The sequence below is a fragment of the Streptomyces sp. NPDC002886 genome (assembly GCF_042888445.1).
Lineage (GTDB): Bacteria > Actinomycetota > Actinomycetes > Streptomycetales > Streptomycetaceae > Streptomyces.
In genome coordinates this window covers 541,289-559,951 of the sequence record NZ_JBIAPV010000003.1, presented here as the reverse complement: position 1 = coordinate 559,951, position 18,663 = coordinate 541,289, and the positions used below count along the sequence as shown (strand labels likewise).

The following is an 18,663-nucleotide window of genomic DNA, read 5'->3' as shown; positions in this document are numbered from 1 at the left end:
CTTGTCGGTCCGGTGCGGCACCATGGGCCGAATGAGCGAAGAGCTGCCGGCGTACGCGGAGCGGGTGCTGGAGGCGGCCGAGCGGATTCCGCCCGGCCGGGTGATGACCTACGGCGACATCGCGGAGTGGCTCGGCGAGGGCGGGCCGCGTCAAGTGGGCCGCGTCATGGCGTTGTACGGGGGAGCGGTGCCCTGGTGGCGCGTGGTGCGGGCGGACGGCCGTCCGCTGCCCGGCAGCGAGCGCAGGGCGCTGGAGAACTACCGGGCCGAGGCCACCCCGCTGCGGCTCACCGGCGACGGCGAGCCGCGGCTCGACATGCGGCGGGCGCGCTGGGACGGCGGCGCCGGGCGGGATGAAGGTCACATGTGACAGCTTCGGCCATGCGCGGCCCGGAGGGGTGGCCGAAGAGACGTGCGAAGCCCCGTACGGGGGACGCGCGGGACCGGATGGCAGTGGGGGCGGAAGCGCGCACGGGAGGACGGCCTGGGGCCCGGACGGGACTCCCGGGGAAACTGCGCCCGCCGCGCGCCGTGCCGTAGCGTTGCCCCTTCGACTCCGACCCGCGCCTCGGCCACCGCCCGGGACGTCACCCCAGGAGCGGCAGCAGCAACCGCTGCGGCAGCGACCGCCGCAACGGCAGACCCACCAGGACCGGCACCCCACGTGAACACCTCTTCCTCCGACGGCCACCGCTCCGAGCGGCGGCGTACGCGGAACCCGGACGCGTACCGCCTGGTGCGTACCGGTGCGGAGCGGGTGGATCCCCCTGTGCTGGACGCAGCGCAGCGGGCGGTGGTTGAGCACACCGGCGGCCCGCTGCTGGTCCTGGCCGGACCGGGCACCGGGAAGACGACCACGCTGGTCGAAACGGTCGCGGCCCGCGTGGAGTCCGGGGCCGACCCCGCGCGCATCCTGATCCTCACCTTCAGCCGCAAGGCCGCGGTGGAACTGCGCGACCGGACCGCACTGCGGCTCGGCGGCGCGCGCGCCCCGCAGGCCACCACCTTCCACTCCTTCTGCTACGGCCTGGTCCGGGCGCACCAGGACGCGGAACTCTTCGCGGACCCGCTGCGACTGCTCTCCGGCCCGGAGCAGGACGTCATGGTCCGCACCCTCCTCGAAGGGCAGCGCCGGCTCCGCTCGATCCGCTGGCCGGACGACCTGCGGGCCGCGCTGACCACGCGCGGCTTCGCGGACGAGGTCCGCGCGGTGCTCGCCCGCGCCCGCGAGCTGGGCCTGGGCCCGCAGGCCCTCTCCGACTTCGCGTCCCGGCTCGGCCGGCCGGACTGGAAGGCGGCGGCGGCCTTCCTCGCCGAGTACCTGGACGTACTGGACCTCCAGGGCACCCTGGACTACGCGGAACTGCTCCACCGCGCCGTCCTCCTGGCGGAACGCACCCCCTCGCTCTCCTCCCTGTACGACGTGATCTACGTGGACGAGTACCAGGACACCGACGCCTCACAGCTGCGCCTGCTGCGCGCACTGGCGGGCCCCGGCGGCCGGCTGACCGCCTTCGGCGACCCCGACCAGTCGATCTACGCCTTCCGCGGCGCGGACATCAACAACATCCTGGACTTCGAGGCCTCCTTCCCGGGAGCGGAGGTCCGCGCCCTCACCACGTCCCGCCGCTCGTCCTCGGTCCTCCTCACCGCCACCCGCCACCTGACGACCCGCATGCCCTTGCCGCGCCTGCCCTCGGCGGCCGTACGGGCCCACCGCGCGCTCGCGTCGACCCGCGAGGGCGGCCGGGTCGAGGTGTTCACCTACCCCACGGCCGGCGCGGAACTGGACAACATCGCCGACGTCCTGCGCCGGGCCCACCTGGAGGAGGGCGTGCCGTGGCAGGACATGGCCGTCCTGGTCCGCGCGGGCGGCCGCACCCTGCCGCAGATGCGCCGCGCCCTGATCGCGGCGGGAGTCCCGGCCGAAACCGACGGCACGGACTCCCCCCTCCGGCACGAGCCGGCCATATCCCCCCTCCTGACGGCCCTCCGCACCCTCGCGGAATCCACCGCGGCGGGCCCCGCCGACGTCGACACCGAGCCGCCCGCCCCCGAGCCCGGCACCGGGCCGTCCGGATCCGAGTCCGGCACCGGGCCGTCCGCCCCCGAGTCCGGCACCGGGCCGTCCGCCCCCGAGTCCGTGCCGGGCTCCGCCGGTGACGCGGCGGAGGCCGGGGGCGTGCTGCCGGACGAGGCCGGCTCCGCCGGCGCCGGGGTGGGCGAGCCTGCCCGCGAGGACGCCTCATCCGCCGCCGAAGGCGGTACCGGCCGGTCCGGCGCGGAGGCCGTGCCCGGCTCCACCGACGGGGGCACGCCCGCCGCGGGCGAAGGGTGGATCGGGGTCGAGGCCGCCCTCGAGCTGCTGTCCTCGCCGCTCGGCGGGATGGACGCCGCCGACCTGCGCCGCCTCGGCCGTGCCCTGCGCGACGAGGAGCGGGCCGCCGGGGTCAAGACGCCCGCGCCCTCCGACGTACTCCTCGCCAGAGCCCTCGCGGAGCCCGAGCGGCTCGTCGCCCACGACCCCGCCTACGCCCGCGGAGCAGAGCGCCTCGGCCTGCTGCTGCGCAAGGCCCGCGAGCTCCTCGCCGGCGGCGGCACCGCCGAGGAGGTGCTGTGGACCCTCTGGGACGGCACCCCCTGGCCGCAGCGCCTCGAGCGCAGCGCCCGCCGCGGCGGCCCCGCCGGCCGCAACGCCGACCGCGACCTCGACGCCGTCTGCGCCCTCTTCGACACCGCCGCCCGCGCGGAGGACCGTACCGGCGGCCGAGGCGCCCTCAACTTCCTCGAACAGCTCGAGGCCGAGGACATCGCCGGAGACACCCTCACCCCCCGCGCCGTCCGCCGCGAAGCCGTCCGCCTCATGACAGCGCACCGCTCCAAGGGCCTGGAGTGGGGACTCGTCGTCGTCGCGGGCGTGCAGGAAGGGCTCTGGCCCGACCTGCGCCGCCGCGGCTCCCTCCTCGAAGCCGACCGCATCGGCCGCGACGGCCTCGCCGAGCCCCTCACCCCCGGCGCGCTCCTCGCCGAGGAGCGCCGCCTCTTCTACGTCGCCGCCACCCGCGCCCGCGACCGCCTCGTCGTCACCGCGGTCAAGGCCCCCGCCGAGGACGGCGACCAGCCCTCCCGCCTCCTCACCGAGCTCGGCGTCCCCGTCAAGGACGTCACCGGCCGCCCCCGCCGCCCCCTCGCGGTCCCCGCGCTCGTCGCGGAACTGCGCGCCACCACCGTCGACCCCGACGCCTCGCCCGCCCTGCGCGACGCCGCCGCCCGCCGCCTCGCCCGGCTCGCCGTGCTCACCGACGACGAGGACCGCCCGCTCGTCCCCGCCGCGCACCCGCAGCGCTGGTGGGGGCTGTACGAGCCCACCCTCAGCAGCGTCCCGCTCCGCGACCGCGACCACCCGGTCGCCCTGTCCGGCTCCGCCCTGGAGCAGCTCGCCAACACCTGCTCCCTCCAGTGGTTCCTGGGCCGCGAGGTCAAGGCCGACGCCCCCTCCACCGCCGCCCAGGGCTTCGGCAACGTCGTCCACGTCCTCGCCGACGAGGTCGCCTCCGGACGCACCCCCGCCGACCTCGCCGTCCTCATGGAACGCCTCGACTCCGTGTGGGACTCGCTCGCCTTCGACGCCCCCTGGAAGTCCCGCCAGGAGAAGGACAACGCCCGCGCCGCCCTGGAGCGCTTCCTGCGCTGGCACACCACCGATCGCGGGGGCCGGGCGGCCGTGGCCACCGAGCACGACTTCGACGTCACCCTCGAAGCGGGGGAGTACGCCGTCCGGGTCCGCGGCTCCATGGACCGCGTCGAGGCCGACGCGCAGGGCCGCGCGTACGTCGTCGACTTCAAGACCGGCAAGGCCGCGCCGACCGCCAAGGAGGTCGAACGCCACCCGCAGCTCGCCGTGTACCAGCTCGCCGTACGCGAGGGCGCCGTCGACGAGGTCTTCGACGGCCTGCGCCCCGCACCCGGCGGCGCCGAACTCGTGCAGCTGCGCCAGGGCGCCGCCCAGCGCGACGGCGGGGACACGGTGCCCAAGATCCAGGCGCAGCAGGCCCTGGAGGGGGGCGCCCCCGGCGCCTGGGTCGGCGACCTGCTCGCCACCGCGGCCGGCCGGGTCCTCGACGAACGCTTCGCACCCGCCCTGGGCAAGCACTGCGACCACTGCTCCTTCCGCGCCTCGTGCAGCGCCCGCCCGGAGGGCCGCCAGACGGTGGAGTAGCCCGCCGGGCCGCACGGTCCCGGCCACGCGTCCGGCGGCCGCGCGAGGCGTGGCACGGGGGTGGACCCTCTCCAGCCCGTCCGGCGCGTGAGGACCGGGGTCCGGGCGGAGCCCGGGGAACGGGGGAAGGGCGGGTAGGGGAATCCGTCCCGCAGGGCCGCCCCGCCCCGCACGGTCGGTGCCGCCACCCGCGCTCCCCCCGCCCCCGCCGGAGGCCCGCGCGGCGGGGACTGTCGGTGCGGGCGGCTAGCCTTTTCAGGTGTCCGCGCGTCCGTCCGTCCCGCCGTCCCCGCCGCCCGCCCCGCCCGCACAAGCGCCGCAGGCACCGGCACCGGCCCTCACCGATCCCGAGCAGCTCAAGGAGCTCCTGGGGATCCCCTTCACGCCCGAACAGATGGCCTGCGTCACCGCCCCGCCCGCCCCGCAGGTCATCGTGGCCGGCGCCGGATCGGGCAAGACCACCGTCATGGCCGCCCGCGTGGTCTGGCTGGTCGGCACCGGCGCGGTCGCACCCGAGCAGGTCCTCGGTCTGACCTTCACCAACAAGGCCGCCGGCGAGCTCGCCGAGCGGGTACGGACCGCCCTCGCGCGCGCCGGGATCACCGATCCGGACCCCTCCCCGGCCGAGACCGGCTCCGCCGGCGGCGAACCGCGGATCTCCACGTACCACGCCTTCGCCGGGCAGCTCCTCAAGGACCACGGCCTGCGCATCGGCCTGGAGCCCAGCGCCCGGCTGCTCGCCGACGCCACCCGTTTCCAGCTCGCCGCCCGCGTGCTCCGCGAGGCCCCGGGGCCGTACCCCTCCCTCACCAAATCCGTTCCCGACCTGGTCAGCGACCTGCTCGCGCTCGACGGGGAGCTCTCCGAGCACCTCGTACCGCCGGAGCGGCTGCGCGCGTACGACACGGAGCTCCTCTCCGCCCTCGCCGACGTCAAGCTCAGCAACGAGGACCTGCGCAAGGTCCCCGAGGCGGTCCGCGGCCGCCTGGAGCTCCTGGAGCTGGTCTCCCGCTACCGCGCCGCCAAACACTCCCGCGACCTCCTCGACTTCGGCGACCAGATAGCCCTCTCCGCGCGGCTCGCCACCACCCGGCCCGAGGTCGGCGCCCTGCTGCGCGAGGAGTTCCGCGTCGTCCTGCTCGACGAGTACCAGGACACCTCGGTCGCGCAGCGGCTCCTGCTGTCCGGGCTGTTCGGCGCGGGCACCGGGCACGCGGTGACCGCCGTCGGCGACCCCTGCCAGGCCATCTACGGCTGGCGCGGCGCCTCCGTGGCCAACCTCGACGACTTCCCCGAGCACTTCCCGTACGCCGACGGCAGCCCCGCCACCCGCTTCTCCCTCAGCGAGAACCGGCGCAGCGGCGGCCGCCTCCTGGACCTGGCCAACGAGCTCGCCGCCCCGCTGCGCTCCCTGCACGAGGGCGTCGAGGCCCTGCGCCCCGCTCCGGGCGCGGAGCGCGACGGCTCCGTCCGGTGCGCCCTCCTGGAGACCCACGCCCAGGAGCTCGACTGGATCGGCGACTCCATCTCCCACCTGGTCCGTACGGGTACGGAGCCGCGCGACATCGCCGTACTGTGCCGCTCCGGCGGCGACTTCGCGCGGATCCAGGCGGCCCTCGTCGAGCGCGACGTCCCCGTCGAGGTCGTCGGCCTGTCCGGCCTGCTCCACCTCCCGGAGGTCGCGGACCTCGTCGCCGTCTGTGAGGTCCTCCAGGACCCGGGCGCCAACGCCGCGCTCGTCCGGCTGCTCATCGGACCGCGCTGGCGCATCGGCGCCCGCGACCTGGCCCTGCTGGGCCGCCGGGCCCGCACCCTGATCTCCCGCTCCCCCTCCTCCGACTCCTCCTCGGACGACGACCGCCTCGCGGCGGCGGTGGAGGGCGTGGACCCGGCGGAGATCGTGTCGCTGGCCGACGCCCTGGAAACCTTCCTGGACGGCGCGGGCCGGTCCGCCCCCGACCAGCTGCCCTTCTCCGCCGCGGCCCGGGTGCGCTTCGCGCACCTCGCCCAGGAACTGCGCGACCTGCGCCGTTCCCTCTCGGACCCGCTGATGGACGTCCTGCACCGGGTCCTGTCGGCGACCGGCCTCGACGTGGAGCTGGCCTCCTCCCCGCACGCGCTGGCGGCCCGCCGCCGGGAGACCCTGTCGAGCTTCATGGACGTGGCGGCCGGCTTCGCCTCCCTCGACGGCGAGGCCTCCCTCCTCGCCTTCCTCGCCTTCCTGCGCACGGCCGCCCAGTACGAGAAGGGCCTGGACCACGCCCTCCCCGGAGGCGAGAACACGGTCAAGGTCCTGACGGCCCACAAGTCCAAGGGCCTGGAGTGGGACGTGGTGGTGGTGCCCGACCTCTCCGCGGGCTCGTTCCCGAAGGAGAAGGCCCCGGAGGCCTGGACCTCGTACGCGAAGGTCCTTCCGTACGCCCTGCGCGGGGACGCGCCGACGCTCCCGCCGACCCCGGAATGGACCTCGCCGGGCCTGCGCGCCTTCAAGGCGGCCCTCAAGTCGCACAAGGCCGTCGAGGAGCTCCGCCTCGGCTACGTCACCTTCACCCGCCCGCGCTCGCTCCTCCTGGCCTCGGGCCACTGGTGGGGCCCGACGCAGAAGAAGCCGCGCGGCCCGTCCGCGTTCCTGACCGCCCTGTACGAATACTGCGCCGCGGGCAACGGCGAGATCGAAGCCTGGGCCGACACCCCGGCCCCGGACGCGGAGAACCCGTCCCTGGCCACGGACTCCACCCCGGACCACTCCTGGCCCCTCCCCCTGGACCCCGCCTCCCTCGCCCTCCGCCGGGCCGCCGCCACCCTGGTCGAGTCCTACCTCCACCCGCCCCGCGAGACCCCCCGGGCCGCCCCGGAGGACGCCTACCTCTGGCCCCCGCACTGCGAAGACCCCGCCTACGACGAGGAGCCCCCGGCGCCGTGGCCGGACCCGGAGGACGGGCCGACCGGCACGGCCGCCACCCGGCCGCAGGCCGGGCCGGGCCGGGGCGCGCCCGCCGGCCGACCCGGCCCGGCCGTGCCCGCCGCCGCGGGCGGCGGCGCCGAGGACCTGTGGCCGCAGGACGCGGACCCGTCGTGGTCCGCGTCCCGCCAGCGCCCCGCCGCACCCGGCGCCGCAGAGGACGACCTGTGGCCGGAGGACGCGGCCGGGTCCGGGGGCGCCGACTGGGCCGCGTCCAAGCCCCGCCCGCGCCCCGCCGCGCCCGACGACGACCTGTGGCCGGAGGAAGCCGACTGGGCCGCGTCCAACCCCCGCCCGCGCCCCGCCGGGCCCGACGACGACCTGTGGCCGGAGGCAGCCGACTGGGCCGCGTCCAACCCCCGCCCGCGCCCCGCCGGGCCCGACGACGACCTGTGGCCGGAGGCAGCCGACTGGGCCGAGCCCGCGCCCGGGCCTCGCCCGCGCCCCGCGACACCCGGCGGAGCCGTGCCGCGGCCCGGCCCCGCGGCCGTACCCGGTACCGGCCCCCTCACCCCCGAGGACGCCAGGGCCATCGCCTCCTGGGACCGGGACCTCGACGCCCTGGAGGGCGAGCTCCGCCGTGCCCGCGCGGCCGTCCGCGACGTGGAGCTCCCGGCGGCGCTCTCCGCCAGCCAGCTGCTGCGCCTCGCCTCCGACGAGCAGGGCTTCGTACGCGACCTCGCCCGCCCCATGCCCAAGCCGCCGCAGCCCGCCGCACGCCAGGGCACCCGGTTCCACGCGTGGGTGGAGTCCCGCTTCGACGAGCTCCCGCTGCCCCACCTCGACGTCCTCGACCCCCTCACCGACCTCCCCGGAGCCGCGGCCCCGTCGGGGGACGGCTCCGCGGACGCCTCCGACCAGGACATCGCCGACGAGGCCGACCTCGACTCCCTCAAGGCGGCCTTCGAGCGGAGCCCGTACGCGGACCGGACCCCGTACCGCATGGAGGTCCCGGTCCAGCTCACCCTCGCCGGCCGGGTGATCCGCGGCCGGATCGACGCCGTCTACCGCACCGCGGACGCGGACGGCACCGCCACCGGCTACGAGATCGTCGACTGGAAGACCGGCCGCACCACCGAGGCCGACCCCCTCCAGCTGGCCGTCTACCGCCTGGCCTGGGCGGAAGCCACGAACACCCCCCTCGCCCAGGTCACGGCCGTGTTCCTGCACGTCCGCAGCGGCCGCGTCATCCGCCCCCGCAACCTCCCCGACCGCGCCCGTCTTGAGCAGATCCTCCAAGGCAAAACGGACACGGAAAGTGACCATCGAACGGACGGCTAGGCTCGTGGTCATGAGCGACACCCCGGCGGACAGCGTCGTCCGCACGTACATCGACACACACCGCGCCGCCTTCCTCGACGACCTCGCCGACTGGCTCCGCATCCCCTCCGTCTCGGCCCAGCCCGAGCACGCGGACGACGTACGGCGCAGCGCCGACTGGCTGGCCGCGAAGCTCAAGGAGACCGGTTTCCCGGTCACCGAGGTCTGGCAGACGGCCGGCGCTCCCGCCGTCTTCGCCGAATGGCCGAGCGAGGACCCCGCCGCCCCCACCGTCCTCGTCTACGGGCACCACGACGTGCAGCCCGCCGCCCTCGCCGACGGCTGGCACACCGACCCCTTCGAGCCGGTGATCAAGGACGGCCGGATGTACGGGCGCGGCGCCGCCGACGACAAGGGCCAGGTCTTCTTCCACACCCTCGGTGTCCGGGCCCACCTCGCCGCGACCGGCGCGTCCGCCCCCGCCGTGCACCTCAAGCTGATCGTCGAGGGCGAGGAGGAGTCCGGTTCCCCGCACTTCCGCGCCCTCGTGGAGCGCGAGGCGGCCCGCCTCGCCGCCGACGTCGTGGTGGTCTCCGACACCGGCATGTGGTCCGAGACCACTCCCACCGTCTGCACCGGCATGCGCGGCGTCGCCGACTGCGAGATCGACCTGTTCGGCCCCGACCAGGACATCCACTCGGGTGCCTTCGGCGGCGCCGTGCCGAATCCGGCCACCGTCGCCGCCCGCCTCGTCGCGGCCCTGCACGACGCGGACGAGCGGGTCACGATCCCCGGCTTCTACGACAACATCGCCGAGCTCACGGACGCGGAGCGCGAGCTGATCGCCGAGCTCCCCTTCGACGAGAGCGAGTGGCTCCGTACGGCCAAGTCGTACGCGGCCTCGGGCGAGGCCGGCTACTCCACCCTGGAGCGCGTCTGGGCCCGCCCGACCGCCGAGGTCAACGGCATCGGCGGCGGCTACCAGGGACCCGGCGGCAAGACGATCGTGCCCGCCTCGGCGCACCTGAAGCTGTCGTTCCGACTGGTCTCGGGGCAGGACCCGTACGAGGTCGAGACGGCCGTCACGGCCTGGGTCGCGGAGCGCGTCCCGGCCGGAATCCGGCATTCCATCACCTTCGGCGCCCCCACCCGGCCGTGCCTGACCCCGCTGGACCACCCGGCGCTGCAGTCGGTCGTACGCGCCATGAGCAGGGCCTTCGGCCAGAAGGTCCGCTTCACCCGCGAAGGCGGTTCGGGACCGGCGGCCGACCTCCAGGACGTGCTGAACGCCCCCGTCCTCTTCCTCGGAATCTCCGTACCCTCCGACGGCTGGCACTCGCCGAACGAGAAGGTCGAGCTCGACCTGCTCACCAAGGGCGTCGAGACGGCCGCCTACCTCTGGGGCGACCTGGCCGCCCACTGGAAGCCGGCGTCGGCTTGAGTACGCCCCACACACCCCACACGCCACCGCACACCCGTCCGTCCTGCTGAGCCTGCCTGTGTCCCACCACCGGGGGAGTTGGAAGTACCTGTGAGCACCCATACCGAGTCCGAGCGCCCGATCTCGCTGGCCGCGCCCAGCGGCATCGACCGCGCCGCGCACCACCGCCTCGACGAGGCGTGGCTCGCCGCGGCCTGGAGCCACCCCAGTACCCGCGTCTTCGTGGTCTCGGGCGGCCAGGTCCTGATCGACGACACCCCCGACGGCGGTACGGCGATCGTGATGACCCCGGCCTTCGAGGCCCCGGTCACCGAGACCCACCGGTACTTCCTGGGGACCGACGAGGACGGCGTACGGTACTTCGCGCTGCAGAAGGACTCGCTGCCCGGCCGCATGGACCAGTCGGCCCGTCCCGCCGGGCTGCGCGAGGCCGGAATGCTGCTCTCCCCGCGGGACGCCGGGCTGATGGTGCACGCGGTGGCGCTGGAGAACTGGCAGCGCATGCACCGCTTCTGCTCCCGCTGCGGCGAGCGCACGGTGGTCGCCGCCGCCGGGCACATCCGCCGCTGCCCGGGCTGCGGGGCGGAGCACTACCCGCGGACCGACCCGGCGGTGATCATGCTGGTCACGGACGACCAGGACCGGGCGCTGCTGGGCCGCCAGGTGCACTGGCCCGAGGGACGCTTCTCCACCCTCGCGGGGTTCGTGGAGCCGGGCGAGTCGATCGAGCAGTCGGTCATCCGCGAGGTCTGGGAGGAGGCGGGCGTCAAGGTCGGCGAGGTCGACTACGTCGCCAGCCAGCCCTGGCCGTTCCCGTACAGCCTGATGCTGGGCTTCACGGCGCGCGCCGTCACCTTCGACATCGAGGTCGACGGGGACGAGATCCAGGAGGCCCGCTGGTTCTCCCGCGACGACCTGCGCACCGCGATCGAGGCCGGCGAGGTCCTCCCGCCGGCGGGCATCTCCATCGCGGCCCGTCTGGTCGAGCTCTGGTACGGCAAGCCCCTCCCGAAGCCGGTCGCCGCGACCGCCTGACCCGCGCCGCACCCCGGACACCGACGAAGGCCCCCGCCGCGGCGGGGGCCTTCGTACGTCCGCGGACTTCGTCAGGTCATGTTCAGGTACGGCAGCGGGCCGGCCGGCTGCGCGGCGCTCACGCGGCGGATGACCGCGATCGCGAGGACCGAGCACAGGATGTTGAGGCCCTCGTCCACCGGGTTGCGGTAGTCCGTGTGGTGGAGCACCAGGAAGTGGAAGGCGACCGAGAGCGGGCCGTCGAGGAGCCAGACGAGCCACCAGGCGTTGATCAGCCAGGCGTCGCGGGGCGGGCCGCCGGCCCGGTGGACGTCGAGGGTGATGCGCCGCGGCAGCCACCACATGGCGAGCGGGATGATCCAGGCGCCGAGGGCGAATCCCGGGGTGTACTTGTGGCTGCCCGGTGCGAGGACCTCGGCGTTGCAGCGCACGCGCCGGAACCAGACGAGGAACGCGATCCAGCAGGCCACCTGGAGCACGCCCGGGAACGGCACCATGTCCTCGGCGAGCCAGGGCGAGTCCTTGCCGCCGGTCGCGATGACGTAGACGTCGGTCAGGGCCGAGGTCGCGATCAGCGACTGGGCCACGAGCGCCGGTCCGGCCGGGTTCCGGAAGAGGTACCGGGGCCCGCGTACCGCGGCTTCCCCCACGGGCACGTTGTACTGGCTCATTCCCGCTCCCCCTGGTTCCCCTGCTCCCCGTTCTTCCCTTCGCCCTCGCCTGCGCCCGCGCCGGACAGCCGGTCGAGGCGGGTCCGCTGGGCTTCGGTCAGCCGGAGGCCTTCCGCGGCGAGGTTCTCCTCCAGGTGGGCGATCCGGGACGTGCCCGGGATCGGCAGGACGACCGGCGAGTGGCCGAGCAGCCAGGCGAGCGCGACCTGTGTGGGGGTGGCTCCGGCCTCGGCCGCCACGGCGGCGATCTCGGCCGTCGCCCCGGACTGCCCCCAGGCGACGGTGGCCCAGGGCAGGAACGCGATGCCCGCCGCCTCGCAGGCCGCGAGCACCGGCTCGTGCGTCCGGTCGAGCAGGTTGTACCGGTTCTGCACGCTCGCGATGTCGGTGATCTCCCGGGCCGCGGCGAGTTCCCCGACGGTGACCTCCGACAGCCCGATCCGGCCGATCTTGCCCTCGGCCCGCAGGTCCCGCAGCGCGCCGATCTGGTCGGCGAGGGGCGTCCGCGGATCGATGCGGTGCAGCTGGAGGAGCCCGATGTGCTCGACGCGCAGCCGGCGCAGCGCCTGCTCGACCTGCTCGCGCAGCGCGTCCGGCCGCGCGTCCTGCGTCCACTCGCCCGACGGGACGGATCGGGCGATGCCGACCTTGGTGGTGATGTGGACCCCGTCCGGGTAAGGGTGCAGGGCCTCGGCCAGCAGTTCCTCGTTGGCGCCCCAGCCGTACATGTGGGCGGTGTCGATCAGCGTCACGCCCAGCTCGACGGCCCGCCGGGCCACCGCGAGGGAGTTCTCGCGGTCCGGGCCCGGGTCCGTTGGCAGGCGCATGGCCCCGAAACCGAGCCTGCGCACTTCCAGATCCCCGCCGATGCGGAACACGGTCGTACTCACGTGTTGTTTCCTCCCCCTTGATCGAACCGATCAAGGGGCCACGCTAACAGGGCAGTTGACCTGCCCCTCAGACGCAGAAGCCCCCGCCGGGGCGGGGGCTTTCCGTGCGTGGTGCTCAGCACTCAGCACGTCGGAGGGCGGGACATCACACCGCGAGGGCCTGCTTGACCTGGGCCAGGCTCGGGTTCGTCATGACCGACTCGCTGCCGGCGACGGAGGTGACGAGGACGGTGGGAACCGTCTGGTTGCCCCCGTTCGCCTTCTCCACGAACGCCGCGGACGCGGGGTCGTGCTCGATGTTGATCTCGGTGTAGGCGATGCCTTCCCGGTCCAGCTGCTTCTTCAGCCGGTTGCAGTAGCCGCACCAGGTCGTGCTGTACATCGTGACGGTGCCCGTGTCCTGCATGCTGCGCTCTCCTCTGTGAAGGCTGGTTGGTCCGAGTACTCGAACGTACGGGACCGCGCGCCCATTCCCGGCCCCGGCCCCGGGGCCCTGTCAGGTTCAGCGCCCCGCTCCGGTACGACCGTGCTCCTGTAGGACGAGATTCCCGTCGGACTAGCGCGGGCGGCCTGTGGACGGATTTCCCGGCCTCCCCGGGAGACCTGGCAAGCTGGCTGGGTGACATCAGCAACGCACTCCTCATCCTTCACGGCCGGCGCCGACTCGGCCGACGCGGTGCTCCTGGGCCTGGACCCGGAGCAGCGCGAGGTCGCGACGACCCTGCGCGGACCGGTGTGCGTGCTCGCGGGCGCCGGTACGGGCAAGACCCGGGCGATCACCCACCGCATCGCCTACGGGGTCCGCTCCGGCCAGCTGATGCCGGCCAGTGTGCTGGCCGTCACGTTCACCAACCGCGCCGCCGGCGAGATGCGCGGCCGGCTGCGCGAGCTGGGCGCCGGCGGGGTGCAGGCGAGGACCTTCCACTCCGCCGCCCTGCGCCAGCTCCAGTACTTCTGGCCCAAAGCGGTCGGCGGCGACGTGCCCCGGCTGCTGGAGCGCAAGATCCAGTTCGTCGCGGAGGCGGGCGCGCGCTGCCGCATCCGCCTCGACCGGGGCGAGCTGCGCGATGTCACCGGCGAGATCGAGTGGGCGAAGGTCACGCAGACCGTGCCCGCCGACTACCCGGCGGCCGCCCGCAAGGCCGGCCGCGAGGCCCCCCGGGACGTGGCCGAGATCGCCCAGATCTACGGGATCTACGAGCAGCTCAAGCGCGACCGCGGCATGATCGACTTCGAGGACGTGCTCCTCCTCACCGTCGGCATCCTGCAGGACCGCCACGACATCGCCGAACAGATCCGCACCCAGTACCAGCACTTCGTCGTCGACGAGTACCAGGACGTCAGCCCGCTCCAGCAGCGGCTGCTGGACCTGTGGCTCGGCGAGCGCGACACCCTCTGCGTGGTCGGGGACGCCAGCCAGACGATCTACTCCTTCACCGGCGCCACCCCCGACCACCTGCTGAACTTCCGCACCAAGTACCCGCAGGCCACCGTGGTCAAGCTGGTCCGCGACTACCGCTCCACCCCCCAGGTGGTCCACCTCGCCAACGGGCTCCTCGCCCAGGCCAAGGGCCGTGCCGCCGAGCACCGCCTGGAGCTGGTCTCCCAGCGCGAGACCGGCCCCGACCCGGTCTACGCCGAGTACTCCGACGAGCCCGCCGAGGCCGAGGGCGTCGCCCACCGGGTCCGGGACCTCGTCGCGGCCGGCGTCCCGGCGGGCGAGATCGCCGTGCTCTACCGCATCAACGCCCAGTCCGAGGTCTACGAACAGGCCCTCGCCGACGCCGGAGTCCCCTACCAGCTGCGCGGAGCCGAGCGCTTCTTCGAGCGCGCCGAGGTCCAGAAGGCGATCCTCGCCCTGCGCGGAGCCGCCCGCTCCGGCGGCAACGACCGGCTGCTCGACGACGTCGTGGAACTCGGGTCCCAGGTCCGGGCCGTGCTCAGCTCCACGGGCTGGACCAGCGCACCGCCCGCCGGTTCCGGCGCCGTCCGCGACCAGTGGGAATCGCTGGCCGCGCTGGTCCGGCTCGCCGAGGACTTCGCCCGCGGCCGGCCGGCCGCGACCCTGGCCGACCTCACGGTCGAACTGGACGAGCGCAAGGCCGCCCAGCACGCCCCGACCGTCCAGGGCGTCACCCTCGCCTCGCTGCACGCGGCGAAGGGCCTGGAGTGGGACGCGGTGTTCCTCGTGGGCCTGACCGACGGCATGATCCCGATCACGTACGCGAAGACCGACGAGCAGGTCGAGGAAGAGCGCCGGCTGCTCTACGTCGGCGTCACCCGCGCCCGGCACCACCTGACGCTCTCCTGGGCCCTCTCCCGGACTCCCGGCGGCCGCGGGTCGCGGCGTCCCAGCCGCTTCCTGAACGGCCTGAGGCCGGGCTCCCTGGCGCCGGGAAGCAGGCCGGGCGGTCCGGCCGAGCCCGGGGTCCGCAAACGGGGCCGCCGCGGACCGGCCGTGTGCCGGGTCTGCCGCAAGACCCTGACCGACGCGGGCGAGCTGAAACTGATGCGCTGCGACGACTGCCCTTCGGACATGGACGAAGGGCTCTACGAGCGGCTGCGCGACTGGCGCGCCGTCCAGGCGAAGGAGCAGGGCATGCCCGGCTACTGCGTCTTCACGGACAAGACGCTGATGGCCATCGCGGAGGCCGCGCCCTCGCAGGAGGGAGAGCTCTCGATGATCTCCGGCGTGGGTGCCCGGAAGCTCGAGCGGTACGGAGCCGATGTCCTGGCCATCTGCGCAGGTGAGGCGCCTGGGACGGAAGATCCTGACGACGCGTAGAAACTCGTCGGAAAAATAGTTTGCACATGCCCAGCGAAGCCCCATAGGTTCTTAGCAACGGAAACGGTGGCTTCTCCGAAGCCCCTGATCCGTGCTGTACTTATCCGAATACGCATGGGACCAGGCCTCCGGGCCGAAGTCCCCGAGACGCCGAGAGGAGGCGAGACCAGTGACCAGCTTCATCACCACCACCAAAATGACCGATCGCTCGGTCGTCGCTTCCCGCACCCTCGGCTCCTCCACGCTCCTTGCCCTCACGGGTACCGGTCTTCCGGTCACCGGTCTGTCCGCCATCTGCGCTGACAGCCCCGTCCGGAACGCCGCGCCGAGCGCGCTGCCGGTCCGTGACCGCAATGAGCGACCGATCCAGGCACCGGTGGCAGTACTGGCAGCAGAAGCCCAGGCGCATGGCGCCTATGCCTTTGCGGCCGCAGCCGGTGCCGGATCTAAGACGCAGACGAAGAAGCAGCACCACCTGATGTGGGCCTACCGCGGGCTCGAACCCTGGAGTGATCCAGTCTGATCTGACGATCAGGCCGGCGCCTTCAGGGCCGCGGAACCCCACCCGGGATCCGCGGCCCTTCTGTTTGTCCCCGAACAGGGGACGACGGACCGAAGGGGCGAGGTACCCCAGCCGCCCCCGGCCGACCGGCCGGAACGACTAGACGAACAAGACGAGGAAAAAACCACCGTGCAACTCGAAGCGCACGCCCCGTCCGTACCGAAGACCCAGACCCTCTCCCCGCCCGCAGTAGTCCCGGAGGACTCCACCTTGACTCCCCTCACCGCGCTGACCGCGCTCGACGACGCCATCGAGAACCTCGGCGTGCCCGTCGCCTGTCGCACCTACGACCCCGAGGTCTTCTTCGCCGAGTCCCCGGCCGACGTCGAGTACGCGAAGTCCCTCTGCGGCACCTGCCCGCTGGTCGAGGCCTGCCTCGCCGGTGCGCTGGAGCGCCGCGAGCCCTGGGGTGTCTGGGGAGGCGAGCTCTTCGTCCAGGGTGTCGTCGTCGCCCGGAAGCGTCCCCGTGGCCGTCCGCGCAAGAACCCGGTTGTCGCGGCATGACCGCCAACGGAACCATCGACCGCCCCCTCACGCACGACCCCCTGAAGCAGGCCCTCATGTCCCCCCACGCCACCACGAGCGAGCAGCCGCACGGCGCCGCCACCGCAGACTTCATCACCGCAGGCGCGAACACCTCGCGTCAGAACAGGACCCGCGAAATGCAACTCATCCCAGAAGCCCTGGCTCGTGCCCATATGGACGACCGCATGCGTGAGGTCGACGCCGAGCGTCGCGCCGTACGCCTGGTCACCGCGCGGCGCATGCAGCGTCGAGCCGAGCGCGTCTCGCTGCGCGCCCGGCGCGCGCTGGCCATGGCCGTCATGCACTGATCGAGAGCCTGAGACGGCTCGGAGCAAAAGACCGGGGGGACCGGCCCGAAGGGGCCGGTCCCCCCGGTGCGTTGCGGACCCGGCCCCGGCCCCCGCGGGGATATCGTCTGGAGGTGGACCAGCCGACTCCCCACCCGGCGCCGCCGGGAACCGAGGCCCCGCCCGTCGTCTGCGCGCGCTGCGGCGCCCAGGCCCCGGCCGGCCCCCCGCCCACCTGGACGTGCTCCGTGGAGAACGGGACCAGACAGTACTTCTGCGTCGACTGCGCGCGTGCGAACCTCCGTGCCATCGAAGGCCGCCTCGACTCCGCCTGGTGGTGAGCGCCCGCGCCCGCCCGCCCGCGTCCGCCGCGGCCCGGCTCAGCCCTCGTCGGGCAGGAACCCCGGCAGCCAGGAGTCCAGTTCCTCGCGGAGCCTGACCGTGGCGCCGAGCTGGCACAGCACCCCGATGGTGCTCAGCGTCACCCGGTGGATCAGCAGATAGGAGGGCGGCAGATTTATCTGCCGGCCCAACTGGTGCGCGGGGGAGCGGGGGTCGGCGATCCGCGCCGCCTGGCCGCGCAGCCAGGTCCGGGTGAAGGTGAACTCCTCGGCTTCGGCGGGTTCGAGCATCGGCCTCAGGTAGTCGAGCACCGCGTCGGCTTCCAGCTCGATGGACTCGCGCACGAACCCTTCCCCGCGCAGGTGCCCGTAGACCCCCTCGGCGTCGCCGTCCAGCGCCATCCGCAGCGACCGGCCGATGGGCTTGGGCCAGCCGCCCGGCAGCCGGTCGACCGTCCCGAAGTCCAGTACGCCCAGCCGCGTCCGCCCGTCCGCCCCGGAGATCAGCCGGAAGTTGCCCGGGTGCGGATCGGCGTGCAGCAGCCCGGTGCGCGCGGGGCCGGAGAAGAGGAACCGGGCCAGCAGCTGTCCGGCGCGGTCGCGCTCCTCCGGGGTGCCGTCGGCTATCACCTCCGACAGCGGAGTCCCCTCGATCCAGTCGGTCACCAGCACCTGGTCGCCCTGGTGCACCACGTCCGGCACGACCACGTCCTCGTCGTCGACGAAGGCGTCCGCGTGCGTCCGCTGGGCCTCGGCCTCCAGCTCGTAGTCCAGCTCCTCCGCGACCCGGTCGCGCAGCTCCTTGATCAAGGGCTTGATGTCCATGCCCGGAATCAGCGGCCCCAGCAGCCCCGCGAAACGGCTCAGCTGCTTCAGGTCCGACAGCAGGGCCTCACCGGCCCCCGGGTACTGGACCTTGACCGCCACCTGGCGGCCGTCGTGCCACACCGCCCGGTGCACCTGTCCGATCGAGGCCGCCGCCGAGGGCTTGTCCTCGAACTCCTCGAACAGCTCCCGCCAGTCCGCGCCGAGCCGCTCCGACAGCACCTGGTGGACGGTGGCCGCGGGCAGCGGCGGGGCCGCCTCCTGGAGCTTGGTCAGCGCGGCCCGGTAGGGCCCGGCGACCTCTTCGGGCAGCGCGGACTCGAAGACCGAGAGCGCCTGGCCGAACTTCATGGCGCCGCCCTTCAGCTCTCCCAGTACGCGGAACAGCTGCTCGGCGGTGCGCTGCTGGAGCTCGCGCGCCACTATCTCCGCCGACTTGCCGCCGAGCCGCTTGCCGAGCCCCCAAGTGGCCCGGCCCGCTATGCCGAGCGGCAGCGCGGCCAGCTTGACGGTACGAGTGACCGCCTTCCGGGGAAGATCAGACATGCGCCCCTCCAATTCCCAGACAGCTGAGCCGCAAGCGACGGTCCGGGGGAGCCCCCCGAAGGCCCTTCCCGGCCAAAGGCATCCTGTCATGACCCTCCGAGCCCACCCCGTTCGCGTGCCGTGCTCTCCACCCCGGCACCCGGTGGGAATCCACCGGCGCGGCAGACGGCGCCGGGCTCCGCGGGCCGGCATGGACGGATGGCGGGCCGCGGACGGGTCGTGGGAGGGCTGGGGGATGGCGGGGCGGGGACCATCGAGGCAGGAACTGATCCGGCGACGCCGTTCCGTCGGCTTCACCGGCCGACAGGGCGAGG

General features: G+C 74.0%; 14 protein-coding genes. 10 read left to right on the top strand and 4 right to left on the bottom strand.

Features of this window, described 5'->3' with window-relative positions; genetic code table 11:
• The first annotated feature begins 31 nt into the window (after positions 1–31).
• The 5 genes from ACFYYB_RS14780 (at position 32) to nudC (ending at position 10,917) form a co-directional block, all read left to right on the top strand.
• Positions 32–370 (top strand): MGMT family protein, encoded by a 339-nt coding sequence (locus ACFYYB_RS14780; protein WP_389435628.1) that lies wholly within the window; start codon positions 32–34, stop codon positions 368–370.
• A 294-nt stretch (positions 371–664) separates the two neighbouring features.
• The gene (locus ACFYYB_RS14775; RefSeq protein WP_389435627.1) at positions 665–4,219 is read left to right on the top strand and encodes a UvrD-helicase domain-containing protein; all 3,555 of its coding nucleotides are present in this window, start codon (positions 665–667) and stop codon (positions 4,217–4,219) included.
• A 367-nt stretch (positions 4,220–4,586) separates the two neighbouring features.
• A complete protein-coding gene (locus ACFYYB_RS14770; protein WP_389436201.1) occupies positions 4,587–8,462 on the top strand; it encodes a UvrD-helicase domain-containing protein in 3,876 nt (1,291 codons plus the stop codon).
• 10 nt (positions 8,463–8,472) lie between these two features.
• Positions 8,473–9,882 (top strand): dipeptidase, encoded by a 1,410-nt coding sequence (locus ACFYYB_RS14765; protein WP_327304664.1) that lies wholly within the window; start codon positions 8,473–8,475, stop codon positions 9,880–9,882.
• A gap of 78 nt (positions 9,883–9,960) precedes the next feature.
• Entirely contained in the window at positions 9,961–10,917 is a 957-nt protein-coding gene (gene nudC / locus ACFYYB_RS14760) for an NAD(+) diphosphatase (protein ID WP_389435626.1), read from the top strand.
• Positions 10,918–10,988: 71 nt separating this feature from the next.
• Here nudC and ACFYYB_RS14755 read toward each other — a convergent pair whose 3' ends face one another.
• From ACFYYB_RS14755 to ACFYYB_RS14745, 3 genes are all read right to left on the bottom strand, one after another.
• The gene (locus tag ACFYYB_RS14755) at positions 10,989–11,588 is read right to left on the bottom strand and encodes a DUF4328 domain-containing protein (RefSeq protein WP_389435625.1); all 600 of its coding nucleotides are present in this window, start codon (positions 11,586–11,588) and stop codon (positions 10,989–10,991) included.
• A complete protein-coding gene (locus tag ACFYYB_RS14750) occupies positions 11,585–12,478 on the bottom strand; it encodes an aldo/keto reductase (RefSeq protein ID WP_389435624.1) in 894 nt (297 codons plus the stop codon). Before ACFYYB_RS14750 ends, ACFYYB_RS14755 begins: the two co-directional genes overlap by 4 nt.
• A gap of 145 nt (positions 12,479–12,623) precedes the next feature.
• Positions 12,624–12,884, bottom strand: a complete 261-nt coding sequence (locus ACFYYB_RS14745; RefSeq protein ID WP_327304662.1) for a mycoredoxin — start codon at positions 12,882–12,884, stop codon at positions 12,624–12,626.
• Positions 12,885–13,097: 213 nt separating this feature from the next.
• Here ACFYYB_RS14745 and ACFYYB_RS14740 point away from each other — a divergent pair, with 213 nt between their 5' ends.
• The 5 genes from ACFYYB_RS14740 (at position 13,098) to ACFYYB_RS14720 (ending at position 16,978) form a co-directional block, all read left to right on the top strand.
• The gene (locus tag ACFYYB_RS14740; RefSeq protein WP_389435623.1) at positions 13,098–15,263 is read left to right on the top strand and encodes an ATP-dependent DNA helicase UvrD2; all 2,166 of its coding nucleotides are present in this window, start codon (positions 13,098–13,100) and stop codon (positions 15,261–15,263) included.
• 169 nt (positions 15,264–15,432) lie between these two features.
• Positions 15,433–15,786, top strand: a complete 354-nt coding sequence (locus ACFYYB_RS14735; protein WP_389435622.1) for a hypothetical protein — start codon at positions 15,433–15,435, stop codon at positions 15,784–15,786.
• Positions 15,787–15,954: 168 nt separating this feature from the next.
• Positions 15,955–16,329, top strand: coding sequence for a WhiB family transcriptional regulator (locus tag ACFYYB_RS14730; RefSeq protein ID WP_266881030.1), 375 nt, complete (start codon positions 15,955–15,957; stop codon positions 16,327–16,329).
• Positions 16,326–16,658 (top strand): hypothetical protein, encoded by a 333-nt coding sequence (locus ACFYYB_RS14725; protein ID WP_389435621.1) that lies wholly within the window; start codon positions 16,326–16,328, stop codon positions 16,656–16,658. The genes ACFYYB_RS14730 and ACFYYB_RS14725 overlap by 4 nt, the downstream gene beginning before the upstream one ends.
• A 113-nt stretch (positions 16,659–16,771) precedes the next feature.
• Complete coding sequence (locus ACFYYB_RS14720; protein WP_389435620.1) at positions 16,772–16,978, top strand: hypothetical protein; 207 nt, start codon at positions 16,772–16,774, stop codon at positions 16,976–16,978.
• Positions 16,979–17,017: 39 nt separating this feature from the next.
• On the opposite strand, the gene ACFYYB_RS14715 is transcribed toward ACFYYB_RS14720, so the two are convergent.
• On the bottom strand, positions 17,018–18,349 hold the full coding sequence (locus ACFYYB_RS14715) for an ABC1 kinase family protein (protein ID WP_389435619.1): 1,332 nt from the start codon (positions 18,347–18,349) through the stop codon (positions 17,018–17,020).
• Between the last annotated feature and the right edge of the window lie 314 nt (positions 18,350–18,663).